We start from the raw sequence: 16,505 nt of genomic DNA, 5'->3' as shown, positions 1-16,505 counted from the left end.
CCGACGGCCGGCCGCCCGCGGGCACCGACCTGCACCCGCCGGGGTAATCTCGCGCGCGTGACGTCCACCCCGCCCGCCGACCCTGCCGTCCGGACGCCCCCCGACGCCGGCACCCCGACGCGGGTGTGGCTCGTCGCGCTGCTGACGGTGATGTGCGTCGAGATGATCCGTGCGAGCGGCCCGCTGCTGGACCGGGCGTTCGCCGCCGGGGTCGTCGAGGCGGCGCTCACGGCGCTGGGCACCTACGCGTCGGCCGGCCTGGTGGCGGCGCTCCTGCTGCTCGTCGTGGGGCGGACGTCGGGCACCCCGGACGCCCGCACGCTGCTCGTCGGCGCGGGCGTGCTCGGGGTGCTGCGCCTCGTGGTGCAGGCCCTCGACGGCGGGGCGCTGTTCGTCGTCGGGCTGGTCGCCGTCGCCGTGGCCGTGGGGGTGCTGACCCTGGCGGTCGCGTTCGTCGCGGGACGCCCCGCCGGTGGCCGGCAGGCGGCCATCGGGCTGGTGATCGGCTGCGGCCTGTCCGTCGGGCTCCAGCTGGTGCTGGGGACGTGGGACGCGGTGTGGCGCGACGGCTGGACCGGCTGGGTGGTCGCCGTCGTGCTCGCCGTCGGCGTCGTCGTGACCGCGCGCGGGCTCGTCGCGTTCACGGCCGCGTCGTCGGCGGAGGCGACCGGTCGTCCGCGGCGGCTGTGGGTGCTCGGGCTGTTCCTGGCGCTCGCCGCGATGATCGTCGCGAACCCGGCGTTCGTGGCGTCGCAGTCCGGGGTCGCGCTCGGGTGGGCGGGGCTCGTCGTCGTCGTCGCGAACGCCCTCGGTGCCTGGACCCTGCTGCGACCCGACCCGTGGCCGGGTGGGGTGCGCGTGGCCGCCGCGGTGCTGCTCGTCGCCGGGGTGGCGTGCGCGCTGTGGCTCACGGGGATCGCGGCGCTGGCTGCGGTGGTCGTCCTCCAGCTCACGCTCGGGATCGTGCTCTCCGCGGCGCTCAGCGCCCACCGACCCGCTCCGCGCGGGATCCCTCGCACGGGGGCTGCGACGGTCGTCGTCGGGCTCGGCACCATCGGCCCGCTGCTGCTCTACATGCTCGACTACGACGTCCCGCTGCCCGTCGACAACGTCTGGGTGATGGTCCTGGCTGCGCTCGGCCTGGCGCTGTCCGGCCTGCGCCGCCGCACGCCCGGGGCCGTCCCGGCGATCACCAGCCCCGACCGTCTGCCCGCACGCACGAGCTCCGTCCGGCTGCTGATCCTGCCCGCGGTCGTCCTCGCGGTGGTCGGCCTGGTGCCGTCGACGACGAGCACCACCGGGTCCGACGTGCCGGAGCGCGCCGCCGACGAGCCCTTGACGCTGGTCGACTGGAACCTCCACTACGGCGTCTCGCCGCTGACCGCCGTGGACCTGGAGGGCATCGCCGCGACCATCGAGGCGGAGGACCCCGACGTCGTCACGTTGCAGGAGGTCCAGCGCGGCTGGGTGTTCGGCGGCGGGTCCGACATGGCCACGTGGCTGGCGCACCGCCTCGACATGACGATCCACTTCGCGCCTGCGGCCGACCACCAGTTCGGGAACGCGGTCCTGGCTCGCTCCGAGCTGACCGACGTCGTCGTCCACGCCCTGCCGTACGGTGCCGGCCCGCAGAGCCGGTCCGCACTGTCGACCACTCTCACCACCGCCGACGGCACACCCCTGCGCGTGACGTCGATCCACACCCAGCACCGCGAGTCGAACACGCCGACCCGGCTGGACCAGCTGGAAGCCCTGGCGCAGGCGGAGCCGGTGACGCCACCCGCACTCCTGGCGGGCGACTTCAACGCGGAGCCGGGCTGGCGGGAGATCGAGCTGCTGGAGGCCGCCGGCTGGGTGCCGTCGGAGTCGGAGCTGCTCACCTCACCGGCGGGCGACCCGGAGCACAAGATCGACTGGGTGTTCGGGCAGGGCGTGACGTTCAGCACGACGTCCGTCTCGATCACGCCCTACTCGGACCACCGCCCCGTCGTCGCCGAGTTCACGATCGACTGACACCCGTCGGGCCGGGGGACACTGGGTCGCATGACGTCCCGCCAGCCCCTGCCCTCCCGCCCCGTCGCCGACCCGCGCGCGGTCGTCGTCGGACCGACGTACCGGATCACGGTGCTCACCGACGGCCTGGTCCGGCTGGAGCACTCGTCGGACGGTGTCTTCGAGGACCGCGCGTCGACGTTCGCCCTGCACCGGGACCTGCCCGTGCCGGACTTCCGGGTGGTCGAGACCGACACCCACGTCGAGGTCCGCACCGCCCGGTTCCACCTCGTCTACGACCGCCGACCGTTCAGCACCAGCGGCCTGAGCGTCTCCGTGCTGGGTGGCGTCAGCTCGTACCACTCGGTGTGGCGGTTCGGCGAGGAACCGTCCGACCTGGGCGGGACGGCACGCACCCTCGACCTGGCCGACGGCGCCATCCCGCTGGAGCCCGGCATCGTCTCCCGGCAGGGCTTCGCGGTCCTCGACGACTCCCGGTCGATGCTCCTCGACGACGGCTGGGTGGCCCCGCGCGACGGGTCCCGCACCGACCTCTACGTGTTCGCGTACGGGCACGACCACCGCGACGCGCTCCAGGCGTTCTACGCGGTGTCCGGCCGGACCCCCCTGCTCCCCCGGTTCGCGCTCGGCAACTGGTGGAGCCGGTTCCACCGGTACACCTCCGACACCTACGCGGCGCTGCTGGACCGGTTCGACGACGAGGGGATCCCGTTCTCCGTCGCCGTGATCGACATGGACTGGCACGTCACCGACGTCGACCCCGCCCTCGGCAGCGGCTGGACCGGCTACACGTGGAACCGGTCCCTGTTCCCCGACCCGGCGGCGTTCCTGGCGTCCGTGCACGAGCGCGGTCTGCGCGTGACGCTCAACGTGCACCCCGCCGACGGCGTCCGCCCGCACGAGGACGCCTACCCCGCGATGGCTGCGGCGCTCGGGACGCAGGACGGAGACCCCATCCCGTTCGACGTCACCGACCGCGCGTTCCTCGACGCCTACTTCGACGTCCTGCACCGCGGCCTGGAGGCCGACGGCGTGGACTTCTGGTGGCTCGACTGGCAGTCCGGCCCGCACTCGCGCGTGGCCGGCATCGACCCGCTGTGGATGCTCAACCACTTCCACTTCCTCGACAGCGCGCGCGACGGCCGTCGGCCGCTGACGTTCTCCCGCTACGCCGGTCCTGGCAGCCACCGCTACCCCGTCGGGTTCAGCGGTGACACCGTCATCTCGTGGGCGTCCCTGGCGTTCCAGCCGTACTTCACGGCCACCGCGTCGAACATCGGCTACGGCTGGTGGAGCCACGACGTCGGCGGCCACATGTTCGGCGGCAAGGACGACGAGCTGGCCACCCGCTGGGTCCAGCTCGGGGTGTTCTCCCCGATCCTGCGGCTGCACTCGGGCGCCAACCCGTTCACGACGAAGGAGCCGTGGACGTTCGAGCCCGCCGCGCAGGCGGTCATGACCGAGCACCTGCGCCTGCGGCACCGCCTGGTCCCGTACCTGCACACGATGAACCACCGCGCGGCCGCGGGTCGGCCGCTGGTGGAGCCGCTGTACCACCAGTGGCCCGACGCCCCCGAGGCATACGACCAGCCGAACCAGTTCCTGTTCGGCGACCAGCTGCTGGTGGCGCCCCTGACGTCCCCCACCGACCGGCACACCCGGCTGGCCTCCGTCCGCGCCTGGCTGCCCGCAGGAACGTGGGTCGACGTGTTCACCGGCGTCGTCTACGACGGCGGCCGCGAGGTCCTGCTGCACCGTGACCTGGCCAGCATCCCCGTCCTCGCCGCCGCCGGCGCGATCGTCCCGCTCGACGGCGCCGCGGTCCCGGGCAACGACCCCGTGAACCCGGCGTCGCTGGAGGTCCTCGTCGTCGTCGGTGCCGACGGGTCGTTCACGCTGGTCGAGGACGACGGCACCGACGACGGGGTGGCCCGCACGACGCTCACGTACTCCGACGGTGCCTTCACGGTGCATCCCGCCGAGGGGGCCGTCGACTGCCTGCCCGCCACCCGCACGTGGACCGTGACGTTCCTGGCGTCCGACGGCTCACCGGAGGTGCCGGGGTACGCGAGCCGCGTCGTGCGCGGCGACGACCGCGTCTCGGTCACCGTCGACGACGTCCCGGTCGGCAGCTCGCTCACGGTCCACCTGGGCCCGGACGCCCAGCCGATCGCGAACGACGTGGCCGGCCGCCTCTTCACGCTGCTGGACCGCGCCCAGATCGGCTACGACCTCAAGTCACGCATCCACCAGATCGCCACGTCGGACGCCCCCCTGTCGGTCCGGATCAGCCACCTGCAGTCCCTCGACCTGGACAGCCCGCTGTCCACGGCCGTCGGCGAGCTCCTGCTGGCCCGCACCTGAGTGACCCCAGGTCGAACCCGACCTGGGTGCCCGTTCAGAGGCTCAGAACGAGACCCATGTCGGGTTCGCCCGGCCGCGTGCGCGGGTCAGTCGTCGATGCGGTGGTGGAGGATGCGGGCGACCTCCGCGATCGTGCCCGACATCGACGGGTAGACCGTCGCCGTCTCCGCGAGCTGGTCGGTCGTGAGGCGGTGCGTGACCGCGAGAGTCAGCGGGTAGATCGACTCGCTCGCGCGGGGGCCGACCACCACAGCACCCAGCACGGTCCCGGTGCCGGCGTGGGCGAAGATCTTGATGAACCCGTCGCGCACGCCGAGCATCTTGGCGCGCGGGTTGCGGGCCAGCGGCAGCATGCTCACCGAGTACTTCACGCCCTGCTCGGTCAGGCGCGCCTCGGACGAGCCGACGGTCGCGATCTCGGGCGACGTGAAGATGTTCGCGGACACCCCGCGCAGGGACAGCGGCTTCACGGCGTCGCCGAGCGCGTGGGCCATCGCGAGCCGACCCTGCATGGCCGCGACGGACGCGAGCGGCAGCACGCCCGTCACGTCACCGGCTGCGTAGACGCCGCGGACGTTGGTGCGGGAGACCTTGTCGACCTCGATGTGCCCCGACGCGGTGAGCCGGACGCCGGCCTCCTCCAGCCCCAGGCCCGCGGTGGTCGGGATCGAGCCGACGGCGAACAGGACGTGGGACCCCTCGACGACCCGGCCGTCGGCGAGCGTGACCTCGACGCCCTGCGCGGTCCGCCGGGCGCCCGCGGCGCGCGACTGGGACATGACCGTCATGCCGCGGGTCTTGAACACGTCCTCGAGCAGCTGGGCGGCGTCGGCGTCCTCCCCCGGCAGCACACGCTCGCGGCTGGAGACGAGGACGACGTCGGCGCCGAGCGAGGTGTACGCACCGGCGAACTCGGCACCGGTCACGCCGGAGCCCACGACGATCAGCCGCGTCGGCAGGGTGTCTAGGTCGTAGAGCTGCGTCCAGGTGAGGATCCGCTCGCCGTCGGGCCGGGCGGTGTCGAGCGTGCGCGGCGTCGCGCCGGTCGAGACCAGCACGACGTCGGCGTCGAGCGTGAGGTCGTCGACCCCGTCCTGCCGGGTCACGACCACCTTCGAGGGTCCGTCGAGCCGCGCGCGGCCGATCACGATCGTCACGCCCTCGCGCTCCAGGCGAGCGCGGATGTCGGCGGACTGCGCGGCCGCGAGCGCCTTGACGCGGGTGTTCACGGCAGCGAGGTCGATGCGGTGGCGTAGCTGTTCGAGCGTGCCGCCGACGGCGCCGGACAGCGGCGTGCCGTCGAGCCGGATGCCCAGCTCGGGCGCGCGGTCGGCGATCGTCATCCACTCGGCGGTCGCGATGAGCGTCTTGGACGGGACCACGTCGGTCAGCACGGCGGCGCCGCCCAGCCCGGCGGCCTCGACCACCGTGACGTCCGCGCCGAGCCGGCGACCGACGAGCGCCGCCTCGTAGCCTCCGGGTCCACCGCCGACGATGACGACGCGGGCGGCGGGCGTTTCGGGCGCTGGGGTGCTCACGAGCATCCATTCTGCCCGTCTGTCGGCCGGCGGCCAGCGCGTTAGCCTCGGTCCATGAGCGACGTCACACCGGCCCCTGACCTCGACGACCCCGCGACCGACCCGTTCGACGTCGCCCGGGAGGCCGCCGCGTACATCGCGCAGGCCACGGGCGTGGAGCGTCACCACGTCGCCCTGGTGCTCGGGTCGGGCTGGGGCGGTGCCGCGGAGCTGCTGGGCGAGACGGTCGCGGAGCTGCCCAGCCACGACGTCCCCGGGTTCGCGGCACCCGCCGTCGTCGGGCACGTCGGCACCATCCGGTCCATCCGGATCGAGGGCACCGACCGGCACGCCCTGGTCCTCGGCTCGCGCACCCACCTGTACGAGGGCCGGGGTGTGCGCCGCGTCGTGCACGGGGTCCGGACCGCGGCCGCGACGGGGGCGTCGACCGTCGTCCTGACCAACGGCTGCGGCGGGCTCAACCCCGCGTGGGCCCCGGGCACGCCGGTCCTGATCAACGACCACCTGAACCTCACGGCGACGTCACCGCTGGAGGGTGCGACGTTCGTCGACCTCACCGACCTGTACTCCAGCCGCCTGCGGGCCGTCGCGCGCGAGGTCGACCCGTCGCTCGACGAGGGCGTCTACGTGCAGTTCCGCGGCCCGCACTACGAGACCCCCGCCGAGGTGCGGATGGCGGGCACGCTCGGCGGTGACCTGGTCGGCATGTCGACGACGCTCGAGGCGATCGCGGCGCGTCAGGCCGGCATCGAGGTGCTCGGCATCTCGCTGGTCACCAACCTCGCCGCAGGCATCAGCCCCGAGCCCCTCTCGCACGACGAGGTGCTCGAGGCCGGTCGCGCGGCGGGCCCGCGGATCAGCGCGCTGCTCGCCCAGATCGTGCGACGCCTCTAGGCAGGGGAAACCCTGCGGTAACCCGGCGGCAGGCCGCGCGTAACGGGGGCACCGCACGATCGAGCGATGAGGCAGGAGCTCGGGTCGCCGACGGTCGGACGGGCTCCTGACGCTGCCCGGACCGTCGCGACGCACTGCCCGTACTGCGCGCTGCAGTGCGGCATGGAGCTGTCGGTCACGCAGCGGCCGGAGTCCGAGCGACCAGACGTCCGCCTGACCCCGACGGACTTCCCGACCAACCGCGGCGGTCTGTGCGCGAAGGGCTGGTCGGCCGCAGACCTGCTCACCCACCCCGACCGGCTCACCGCTCCCCTGGTGCGGACGGTCCCCGGGGACCGCTCGTCGCCGCTACGCCCCGCGACGTGGGACGAGGCGCTCGACGCGGTCGCCGAGGCTGTCCGGGCGACGCAGCGCCGGTACGGACGGGATGCCGTGGGGTGCTTCGGCGGCGGTGGCCTCACCAACGAGAAGGCCTACCTGCTCGGCAAGTTCGCGCGGACGGTGCTGCGCACACGGTCGATCGACTACAACGGCCGCTGGTGCATGTCGTCCGCGGCCGCGGCGGCGACGCGCACGTTCGGGATCGACCGCGGGCTGCCGTTCCCGGTCGCGGACCTGGCGCTCGCGGACGTGCTTCTCCTGGTGGGTGCCAACCCGGCGGAGACCATGCCCCCGCTGATGCAGCACCTGGAGGCGGGCCGCGAGCGCGGTGCGCGTCACGTCGTCGTCGACCCGCGCGTGACAGCGACGGCCCGCACGGCGCACCTGCACCTGCAACCGCGACCCGGGACCGATGCCGCGCTCGCGAACGGCCTCCTGCATCTGGTGGTGCGCCGCGGGTGGGTCGACGAGGAGTACGTCGCGGCCCGGACGGTGGAGTTCGAGACGGTCCGGGAGTCGGTGACCGGGTACTGGCCCGACCGCGTCGAGCGGATCACGGGGGTGCCCGCGGCGGACCTGGAGGCCGTGGCGGAGCTGCTGGGGACGGCCTCGTCGGCGATGGTGATCACGGCCCGCGGCGCCGAGCAGCACGCGTCGGGCACGGCCACGGCGCAGGCGTTCATCAACCTCGCGCTCGCGCTCGGGCTGCCGGGCCGGCCGGGTTCGGGCTACGGGACGCTCACGGGCCAGGGCAACGGCCAGGGTGGTCGGGAGCACGGCCAGAAGGCCGACCAGCTGCCCGGGTACCGGAAGATCACCGACCTCGCGCACCGGGCGCACGTCGCCGGCGTCTGGGGTGTCGACCCGACACGGCTGCCGGGGCCGGGCGTGTCCGCCACCGAGATGCTGCGCGCGCTGGGCACCCCCGGCGGCGTGCGGACGCTGCTGCTGCTCGCGTCGAACGTCACCGTGTCCGCACCGGATGCGGGCTCCGTGACCGACCGCGTCGACGCCCTCGACTTCCTGATGGTCGCCGACCTGTTCCTGTCCGAGTCGGCCGCCCGTGCGGACGTCGTGCTGCCCGTGGCGATGTGGGCCGAGGAGGAGGGCACGATGACGAACCTGGAGGGCCGGGTGCTGCGTCGCCGCCGCGCGCTCGACCCGCCGCCGGGCGTGCGGACCGACCTCGACGTGCTCGCGGGCATCGCCGACCGCCTCGGGCACGGGCACCTCATGACGACCGACGCGGCGTCCGCGTTCTCCGAGCTCGGCCGGGCGAGCGCGGGCGGCGTGGCGGACTACGCCGGCATCACCTACGACCGCATCGAGGAGGGGCAGGGTGTGTTCTGGCCGTGCACCGACGCCGACGACCCGGGTACCCCGAGGCTGTTCGGACGGCGGTTCGCGCACCCCGACGGGCTCGCCCGGTTCACGAGGGCCGAGTTCCGCGAGCCCGCGGAACGCACCGACCCGGAGTTCCCGTACGTCCTGACCACCGGACGGGTGATGCGGCAGTACCAGAGCGGCACGCAGACGCGGCGGGTCGCGGCACTGGCCGGCGACGAGGTCGGGCCCGACGGGACGGTGCTGCCGCACGCCGAGCTGCACCCCGACCTGGCCCGCCGCTGCGGCGTCGTCGACGGTGAGCCCGTGCGGCTGCGTACCCGCCGGGGCGTCGCGGTGTTCCGCGCCCGGCTGACCACGGGCATCCGGACCGACACCGTGTTCGTCCCGTTCCACTGGTCCGGCGAGTCCCGCGCGAACACCCTCACGCACGACGCCCTCGACCCGGTCTCGCGCATGCCCGCGTTCAAGGCGTGCGCCGTGGCCGTCGCCCCGCTCGTCTCACGCAGCACACCACAGGCCGGCACGACCACAGGGCGCTCCCGCTCTCCGTGGCCACCGGTCCGACCGAAGGGACTTGCCTTGGACAGTCACCCGACCTTCCTGCAGGGCGTCTACGCGCTGACCGGCAAGGGCCTCGCCGCACCCGAGCTCCTCGACCCGGGCCTGAGCTACACCGTCCCCGACGGTGCGGTGGCGCAGACGGTGTACTTCCGTGGCGGCAACAGCACGGACGAGCTCGTCGTCGTCGTGCTGGTGCGGGACGGGGTGCCGATGCGCTACTTCCCCATCGCCGCCAAGGGCGACGTGCACGTGCCGCTGCGCGTCGTCGAGGACCTGGAGCCCGGCACCACCCTCGAGGTGCACGCGGCCGGTGCGGCGGGCGTCTCGGGCGTCCTGGTCATCGACCTCGGTCTCGTGGAGGTGTGACGTGGCCCGGCGCACACGCGACGACGACGGGCGGCGCGACCTCGTCGTCGTCGGCAACGGCATGGCGGGTGCGCGCACGGTCGAGGAGATCCTCGAGCGCGGAGGCGCCGAGCAGTTCCGGATCACGATGTTCGGCGAGGAGCCGTACGGCAACTACAACCGGATCATGCTGTCCAACGTCCTGGCCGGGCTGGAGAGCGAGGAGGCCATCTTCCTCAACTCGATGGCCTGGTACCGGGACAACGCGATCACCCTGCACGCGGGGGTACGGGTGGGTCGCATCGACCGGCACGCCCGCACGGTGCGCGCCACCGACGGCAGCCGCACGCCCTACGACGCGCTCGTGATCGCGACCGGCAGCAGCGCGTTCGTCCCGGACATCCCGGGGATGCGCACGGTCGGGCGCGGCTTCCACCAGGGCGTGTTCCGGTTCCGCACGCTCGACGACACCCGCGCGATGATCCGGTACGCCCGCACCCACGAGCGGGCGGTGGTCATCGGCGGCGGTCTGCTCGGGCTGGAGGCGGCGCGCGGCCTGCAGACGCACGGCGTCGACGTCACCGTGGTTCACGGTCCGGCGCACCTGATGAACCAGCAGCTCGACGCGGCGGGCGGGTACGTGCTTCGGCGCGGCGTCGAGACGCTGGGGATCGCCGTCGAGACGTCGGCCCGCACCGTCGGCGTGCTCGGCGACACGGGGATCACGGGTGTGCAGCTCGCCGACGGGCGCGTGCTGCCGTGCGACATGGTCGTGGTGGCCGCGGGCATCCGGGCGAACTCGTCGGTGGCGGCAACGAGCGGGTTCCTGGTCGAGCGCGGCATCGTCGTCGACGACCAGATGCACGCGCTCGACGACCAGGGCACGCCCGACCCGGCCGTGTTCGCGGTCGGCGAGTGCGTGCAGCACCGCGACCAGGTCTACGGGCTGGTCGCACCGTTGTGGGAGCAGGCCCGGGTGCTCGCCGACGTGCTCACCGGCACCGACCCGTCGGCGCAGTACCACGGCTCGCGCACCGCGACGAAGCTCAAGGTCGCGGGGATCGACGTCGCGTCCATGGGGGTCACGGCGCCGGAGCGTCCCGACGACGACCACATCATCGTCTCCGAGCCGCGCCGCGGCCTGTACAAGAGCGTGGTGGTCCGCGACGACCGACTCATCGGGGCGACCCTCGTCGGGGACCTCGAGAAGGTCGCGCCGCTCATCCAGGCGTTCGACCGCGGCTCGCCGCTGCCCGAGGACCGCATCGCGCTGCTGTTCGACCTGGGCACCGCGCCCGCCGAGGTGGGCGTCGCGGAGCTGCCCGACGAGACGATCGTCTGCAACTGCAACGGCGTCAGCAAGGGCACGATCGCGGCGTGCGTCCGCGGCGGGGTCGCCTCCGTGGCGGGGGTCATGGACGCGACCCGGGCAGGCAAGGGCTGCGGGTCGTGCACGACGCTCGTCGCGCAGGTCGTCGAGTGGGCCGCCGACGGCGACCTGGTGGTCGACGAGTCCGCGTCCTGGTACGTGCCCGGTGTCCCCCACGCCAAGGCCGAGCTCGTCGCCCTCGTCCGCGAGCAGGACCTGCGCTCGGTGTCGGCGGTGTTCGCCGCCCTCGCACCCGGCGGGGTCGAGGACGCCCGCTCGAAGATGGGGCTGACCTCGCTGCTCCGCACGATCTGGGGCGCCGACGTCGTCGACGAGCGCGACGGCCGCTTCATCAACGACCGCGTGCACGCCAACATCCAGCGCGACGGGACGTTCTCCGTGGTGCCGCAGATGAAGGGTGGCGTGACCTCGGCCGACCAGCTGCGCCGCATCGCCGACGTCGCGGACAAGCACCGCATCCCGATGATCAAGCTCACGGGCGGGCAGCGCATCGACCTGCTCGGCGTGCGCAAGGAGGACCTGCCGAGGGTGTGGGCCGACCTCGACATGCCGTCCGGCTACGCGTACGGCAAGTCCTTCCGGACGGTGAAGACGTGCGTCGGCAGCGACTTCTGCCGGTTCGGCCTCGGGGACTCCACCGCACTGGGCATCGCCATCGAGACCCGGTACCAGGGCCTGGAGAGCCCGGCGAAGCTCAAGCTCGCCGTGACGGGCTGCCCCCGCAACTGCGCGGAGGCCTACGTCAAGGACATCGGGGTCGTCGCGGTCGACGGCGGGCGCTGGGAGATCTACGTCGGCGGGGCCGCCGGGGCGCACATCCGCAAGGGCGACCTGCTCACGACCGTCGACACCCCCGAGGAGGTCACCACGCTGACGGGTCGGTTCATCCAGTACTACCGCGAGACGGCGAACTGGCTCGAGCGGACCTACGCGTGGGTGCCCCGGCTCGGGATCGAGCACATCCGCGCCGTCGTCGTGGAGGATGCCGAGGGCATGGCCGCGACGCTGGACGCCGCGGTGCAGGCGTCCGTCGACGCGTACCGCGACCCCTGGAAGGAGCGCGACGACCCGGCCGAACCGGGCCAGTTCCGCACCGCGCTGCCGCTGACCGTGCTGCCGCAGGTCCCGGTCCGATGAGCACGCAGGCCGTCGGTGTCGAGCACGTGCTGGGCAGGCTGTCCGAGATCCCGCCCGGCGAGGGCCGCGCCTACGCGGTCGCCGGCCGGCAGGTCGCCGTCTTCCGGCTCCGCGACGGCACCGTCCGCGCGCTCGACGCCGTGTGCCCGCACCGCGGAGGACCGCTGGCCGACGGGCAGACGGACGCCGACGTCGTCGTGTGCCCGTTGCACGCCCACGTGTTCGACCTGAGCACCGGCGCGTGCCGGTCGGGGCAGGACGACGTGGCGTCCTACGCGGTGCGCGTCGAGGAGGGTCTGGTCGTCGTGGTGCTGCCGGGCACGTCGGGGAGCGCCGACCGGACCGGCTGAGTACGTTGGCCCCATGACCGGCGACGACGCATGGGCAGGCCTCGAGGCGCGGGTGCAGACCTGGATCGAGGACGATCCCGACCCGCAGACGGCCGACGAGCTGCGCGGGCTGCTGGACGTGGCCCGCGCCGCACCGCCGACGATCGCGCCGGGGCGGGAGCCCGACCCGACGCAGCGCCAGGCGCTCGACGCCCGGACCGCTGCGCGCGAGGAGCTGGCGGACCGGTTCACAGGCCTCCTGCAGTTCGGCACCGCGGGCCTGCGCGGACGGCTGGGTGGTGGCCCGCACCGGATGAACCGTGCGGTCGTCATCCGCGCGGCGTCGGGACTCGCGGACTACCTGCTGGGTGAGCTGGACGGCGTGCAGCCCCGGCCGCGCGTGGTCATCGGGTACGACGCCCGGCACAAGTCCGTCGACTTCGCCCGGGACTCCGCGGCGGTCCTCACGGCGGTGGGCATCGAGGTGCTCGTCCTGCCGTCGGCGCTGCCCACCCCGGTGCTCGCGTTCGCGGTCCGCCACCTGGGCGCCGACGCCGGGATCATGGTCACCGCGTCGCACAACCCCCCGCAGGACAACGGCTACAAGGTCTACCTCGGCGGCCGGGTGGTCACCGACTCCGGCCAGGGCGCCCAGATCGTGCCGCCCGCCGACGCGGCGATCGCCGCCGAGATCGCGCACGTCCCCTCGGTCGCGTCCGTCCCGCGCGCCGCGAGCGGCTGGACCGTGCTCGGTCCCGAGCTGCTCGACGCGTACGTGGCGTCGGTCGTCGCGCTGGCACCCACCGACGACGCCACCCGGGCCGCCGCCAAGCGCCTGCGCATCGTCCTGACCCCCCTGCACGGCGTCGGCGGCGAGGTCGCCCAGCGGGTGCTCGCGGAGGCCGGGTTCACCGACGTGCTGGTGGTGCCGGAGCAGGCGGAGCCGGACGGTGACTTCCCGAGCGTCGCCTTCCCCAACCCCGAGGAGCCCGGTGCGATCGACCTCGCCATCGGGCTGGCCAGCGACGAGGGCGCGGACCTGGTCATCGCGCTCGACCCCGACGCGGACCGCTGCGGTGTGGGGATCCAGGACCTGCGCCACCGCTCGTTCCGCGGGCCCGACACCGCCGAGGCCGAGGGCTGGCGCATCCTGCACGGCGACGAGACCGGGTCGCTCCTCGGGGCACGCGTCGCCGGGACCGCGCCGCAGAACGGGGCCGCGTTCGCCAGCTCGATCGTCTCGTCGCGACTGCTCGGCAAGATCGCGGCCGCCGCCGGCTACCGCCACGCGCAGACGCTCACGGGCTTCAAGTGGATCTCACGCGTCGACGGGCTGGTCTTCGGGTACGAGGAGGCGCTCGGCTACTGCGTCGACCCGGCGCACGTGCGCGACAAGGACGGCATCTCCGCGGCGCTGCTCGTCGCCGGCCTCGCGGCGCGCCTCAAGGCCGAGGGGCGCAGCGTGACCGACGCGCTCGACGACCTCGCCCGCGCGCACGGCCTGCACCTCACCGACCAGGTCTCGGCGCGGTTCGCCGACCTCTCCCAGATCGGTGAGACCGTCCACCGGCTCCGGAGCCGGCCACCGTCGTCGCTGGCCGGGTCCCGCGTGACGGAGGTCGTCGACCTGGCTTCGGGGTCGGAGGACGACCGCGACGGGCTGCCGCCCACGGAGGGCCTGCGGCTGCACACGGCCGACGGCACCCGCGTCATCGTGCGGCCCAGCGGGACCGAACCGAAGGTCAAGTGCTACCTCGAAGTCGTCCTCCCGCTCGACCCGGCGGCGGACCACGCGACCGTCGGCCGGGCGCGGCACGACGCCCGCAGCCGTCTGGACGCGGTCGCGGCCGACGTGCGGGCGGCGCTCGGGATCTAGCGGGTCCGGGTGCAGGTGACCTGCGGGACCAGCAGGCCGCTGTCTACCGGTCCCGTCTGGTGGAAGCCGAACGTCGCGGTGCCCCCGTCGCGCAGGCTGCCGTTGTAGGTCATGTTCTCGGCGGTCACGGTCGAGCCGCTGGTGCCGAGCCGCGCGTTCCAGACGTTGTCCGTGACCTGGACGCCTGGCGCGAGCGCCCAGGAGACGGCCCACCCGTCGACCCCGGCGCTGCCCGCGGACACGACCACCTCCACCTGGAACCAGTTCTGCCCTTCCGAGCTCCAGTGGTTGACCACGGTGTAGGTGGCCGAGCACGCGCTCGCGGTGATCGGCTCCGGGGGCTCGACGCCGCCGACCGTGGGCGTCGGCACGGTCGCGGTGTGCTGCGGCCTCGGCGTGGCGGTGGGCGTCGGCGTCGGCGTCGGGGTCTCGGTCGGGGTCGACGGTTCGGGCGTCGGGGTCGGTGTGGGTCCGGGCACGTCGGTGAGCAGGAGGTCGGCCGCCGCGAACGGGGTGATGGCCTGGGAGGGGTCGGCGGACACGACGCGGCCGTCGCACCAGCGCGCCGGGTCGAACGTCGGGTAGCTCCCCGCGGCGCACGTGAAGCCGACGACCGCGTCGCCCGCCACGACCGTGGTCCCGCTCAGGTGGGCGCCCGCCCGGACGATCGCGACGTCCCGCACGACCGCCTGGTCCTCGACCACCGCACCCGCCTCGACCCACGCTCGCCCTTCGATGCGCGCGTCGCCGAGGACCCGCGCATCCCCCCGGACCACCGCGTCGGGGCCGACGTAGGCGGTCGGGTCGACCGTCGCGAGATCGTCCACGAAGCCGCCCCCGTTGACGTGGTGGTGGCCCCCGAGCGTCGCCGGGTCCGGCGGGTCGTCGGCCACGGTCGCGCCCGAGACCCGGAACTCGTACGCGTACCGCGCGACGTCGCCGTACGCGTCGCCCGCGCCGTGCCGATGGTTCACGGTCGGGGTGCCGACGACCACGAGGTACGCCTCGTTCTCGCCCGTCCGCAGCCGGAGCTGGACCTGCTCGTCGAGGCTCTCGGTCACCGGGCTGTACCGGGGGACGCCTCCGCGCATCGCGACGAACCCGAAGCTCAGTCCCGCGTCCGCGGCGGCGTCGTGGCCCCGCACCCGCACCCGGATGTCCTGCACCCCGGGGTCGGGCTGGAGCCGCACGATCGTGAAGCCGTAGTCGGACGGGGCGAACGCGTCGAGGACGCGGTAGTGGCCGGGGTCGCCCTCGACGGCCTCGACGGGCGTGGTCCGGTCCGCGAGCAGCACGGGGTCGAGCCGGTCGACCCCGGCGGCGATCGCGCTGCGGTCCATGAAGTCCCACGTCACGGTCCGCAGGGCGTACTCCGCGACGCGGCGGTTCAGGTCCGCCTGGCTCAGCCCGGTGAGCCGCTTGTACGTGGTGAGCGGGTCCTCGCCGGCCTCCGCCTCCCGCCACATGGTCCCGAGCAGCTGCTCGCCGTCGCGCTCCGCCAGGTACTGCAGCAGCAGCCAGCCGCCGTCGCCGAGACGCGGGCTCGCCCAGTGCAGCTGGGGGCTCCGGACCAGGTCGGCAGGGTCGCCGATTCCCCCGGGCGCGGCCACGGTGGCCAGGTAGGCCGCGCTGGCGGCCCAGAACGTCGCGGCGTCGTCCGTCGCGAAGCCACCGGGCGTGTCGAGGACGGCGAAGCCCTGCACGACCTCGGCGAAGCCACGGGCCAGCTCCCACGACGGGTCGAACTCGGAGCCGCCGACGAGCGCGGGCGCCTCGGTGACCGGTGCCGTCGCGGACTCGTGACCGCGGGCGGTCAGCGACGGGACGTCGACGCGCAGCACACCGACCCCGTCGACGACGGAGCCGGTCGCTCCGCGCTCGGACCGGGCGAGCCCACCGCTGTGCGGCACGACGACGGAGCTCGCGGGTGCGCCGGGTCCCGTCGACCAGGTCCCGTCGACCACGACCACGATCTTGTGCCGGGCGATCGCGCCGTCCTCGGCGACCACGTCGAGGTCGTGGACGTCGAGGGCGTACAGGGCGTCGAGCTGGGCGACGGCACGTGCTGCGTCGAACCGGAGCTCGGCAGGTGCTCGTGTGGGGTCTGCGCCGGCCCGGTCGCCCCAGGCCAGGATCACGTCCCGCCCCTCGCGCACGTGGGCGTCCTTCCAGGCCGGCTGCCACGCGACCGGCACGACGACGGTCTTGGCGGCCTGGAGGTTGCGCACCGCGGCACCCACGCCGATCCCGGCGCCGAGGAACCCGAGGACGACGACGACGGCGACCGCGCCGCGTCCCCACCGTCCCATCCGTGCTGTCCCCTCGCCTGC

The 16,505-nt window shown here is 74.0% G+C and carries 9 protein-coding genes; 7 read left to right on the top strand and 2 right to left on the bottom strand.

Going from position 1 to position 16,505, the window contains the following annotated elements; all coding sequences use genetic code 11:
* The first annotated feature begins 57 nt into the window (after nt 1-57).
* On the top strand, nt 58-2,013 hold the full coding sequence (locus ASF78_RS14540; RefSeq protein ID WP_056590645.1) for an endonuclease/exonuclease/phosphatase family protein: 1,956 nt from the start codon (nt 58-60) through the stop codon (nt 2,011-2,013).
* 30 nt (nt 2,014-2,043) lie between these two features.
* Nucleotides 2,044-4,377 (top strand): glycoside hydrolase family 31 protein, encoded by a 2,334-nt coding sequence (locus ASF78_RS14535; RefSeq protein WP_056590642.1) that lies wholly within the window; start codon nt 2,044-2,046, stop codon nt 4,375-4,377.
* Nucleotides 4,378-4,463: 86 nt separating this feature from the next.
* Here ASF78_RS14535 and ASF78_RS14530 read toward each other — a convergent pair whose 3' ends face one another.
* Nucleotides 4,464-5,921: an NAD(P)H-quinone dehydrogenase gene (locus ASF78_RS14530; protein ID WP_056590637.1), complete on the bottom strand. Its 1,458-nt coding sequence runs from the start codon at nt 5,919-5,921 to the stop codon at nt 4,464-4,466.
* Between the two features lie 48 nt (nt 5,922-5,969).
* Here ASF78_RS14530 and ASF78_RS14525 point away from each other — a divergent pair, with 48 nt between their 5' ends.
* The 5 genes from ASF78_RS14525 (at nt 5,970) to ASF78_RS14505 (ending at nt 14,175) form a co-directional block, all read left to right on the top strand.
* Nucleotides 5,970-6,809 carry a purine-nucleoside phosphorylase gene (locus ASF78_RS14525; protein ID WP_056590634.1) on the top strand — a complete coding sequence of 280 codons (840 nt, stop codon included), beginning with the start codon at nt 5,970-5,972 and terminating at the stop codon, nt 6,807-6,809.
* A gap of 66 nt (nt 6,810-6,875) precedes the next feature.
* Entirely contained in the window at nt 6,876-9,464 is a 2,589-nt protein-coding gene (locus tag ASF78_RS14520) for a molybdopterin oxidoreductase family protein (protein WP_056590631.1), read from the top strand.
* A gap of 1 nt (nt 9,465) precedes the next feature.
* The gene (nirB, locus tag ASF78_RS14515) at nt 9,466-11,970 is read left to right on the top strand and encodes a nitrite reductase large subunit NirB (RefSeq protein WP_082495067.1); all 2,505 of its coding nucleotides are present in this window, start codon (nt 9,466-9,468) and stop codon (nt 11,968-11,970) included.
* Nucleotides 11,967-12,320, top strand: a complete 354-nt coding sequence (locus tag ASF78_RS14510; protein ID WP_056590628.1) for a Rieske 2Fe-2S domain-containing protein — start codon at nt 11,967-11,969, stop codon at nt 12,318-12,320. Before nirB ends, ASF78_RS14510 begins: the two co-directional genes overlap by 4 nt.
* A gap of 13 nt (nt 12,321-12,333) precedes the next feature.
* Entirely contained in the window at nt 12,334-14,175 is a 1,842-nt protein-coding gene (locus ASF78_RS14505; protein WP_056590625.1) for a phospho-sugar mutase, read from the top strand.
* Here ASF78_RS14505 and ASF78_RS14500 read toward each other — a convergent pair.
* The gene (locus ASF78_RS14500; protein WP_056590620.1) at nt 14,172-16,484 is read right to left on the bottom strand and encodes a DUF6055 domain-containing protein; all 2,313 of its coding nucleotides are present in this window, start codon (nt 16,482-16,484) and stop codon (nt 14,172-14,174) included. The two genes, ASF78_RS14505 and ASF78_RS14500, sit on opposite strands and share 4 nt — an antisense overlap.
* Between the last annotated feature and the right edge of the window lie 21 nt (nt 16,485-16,505).

It is taken from the genome of Cellulomonas sp. Leaf334 (genome assembly GCF_001424195.1).
GTDB lineage: Bacteria > Actinomycetota > Actinomycetes > Actinomycetales > Cellulomonadaceae > Cellulomonas.
This window is presented reverse-complemented; position numbering and strand designations above follow the sequence as displayed.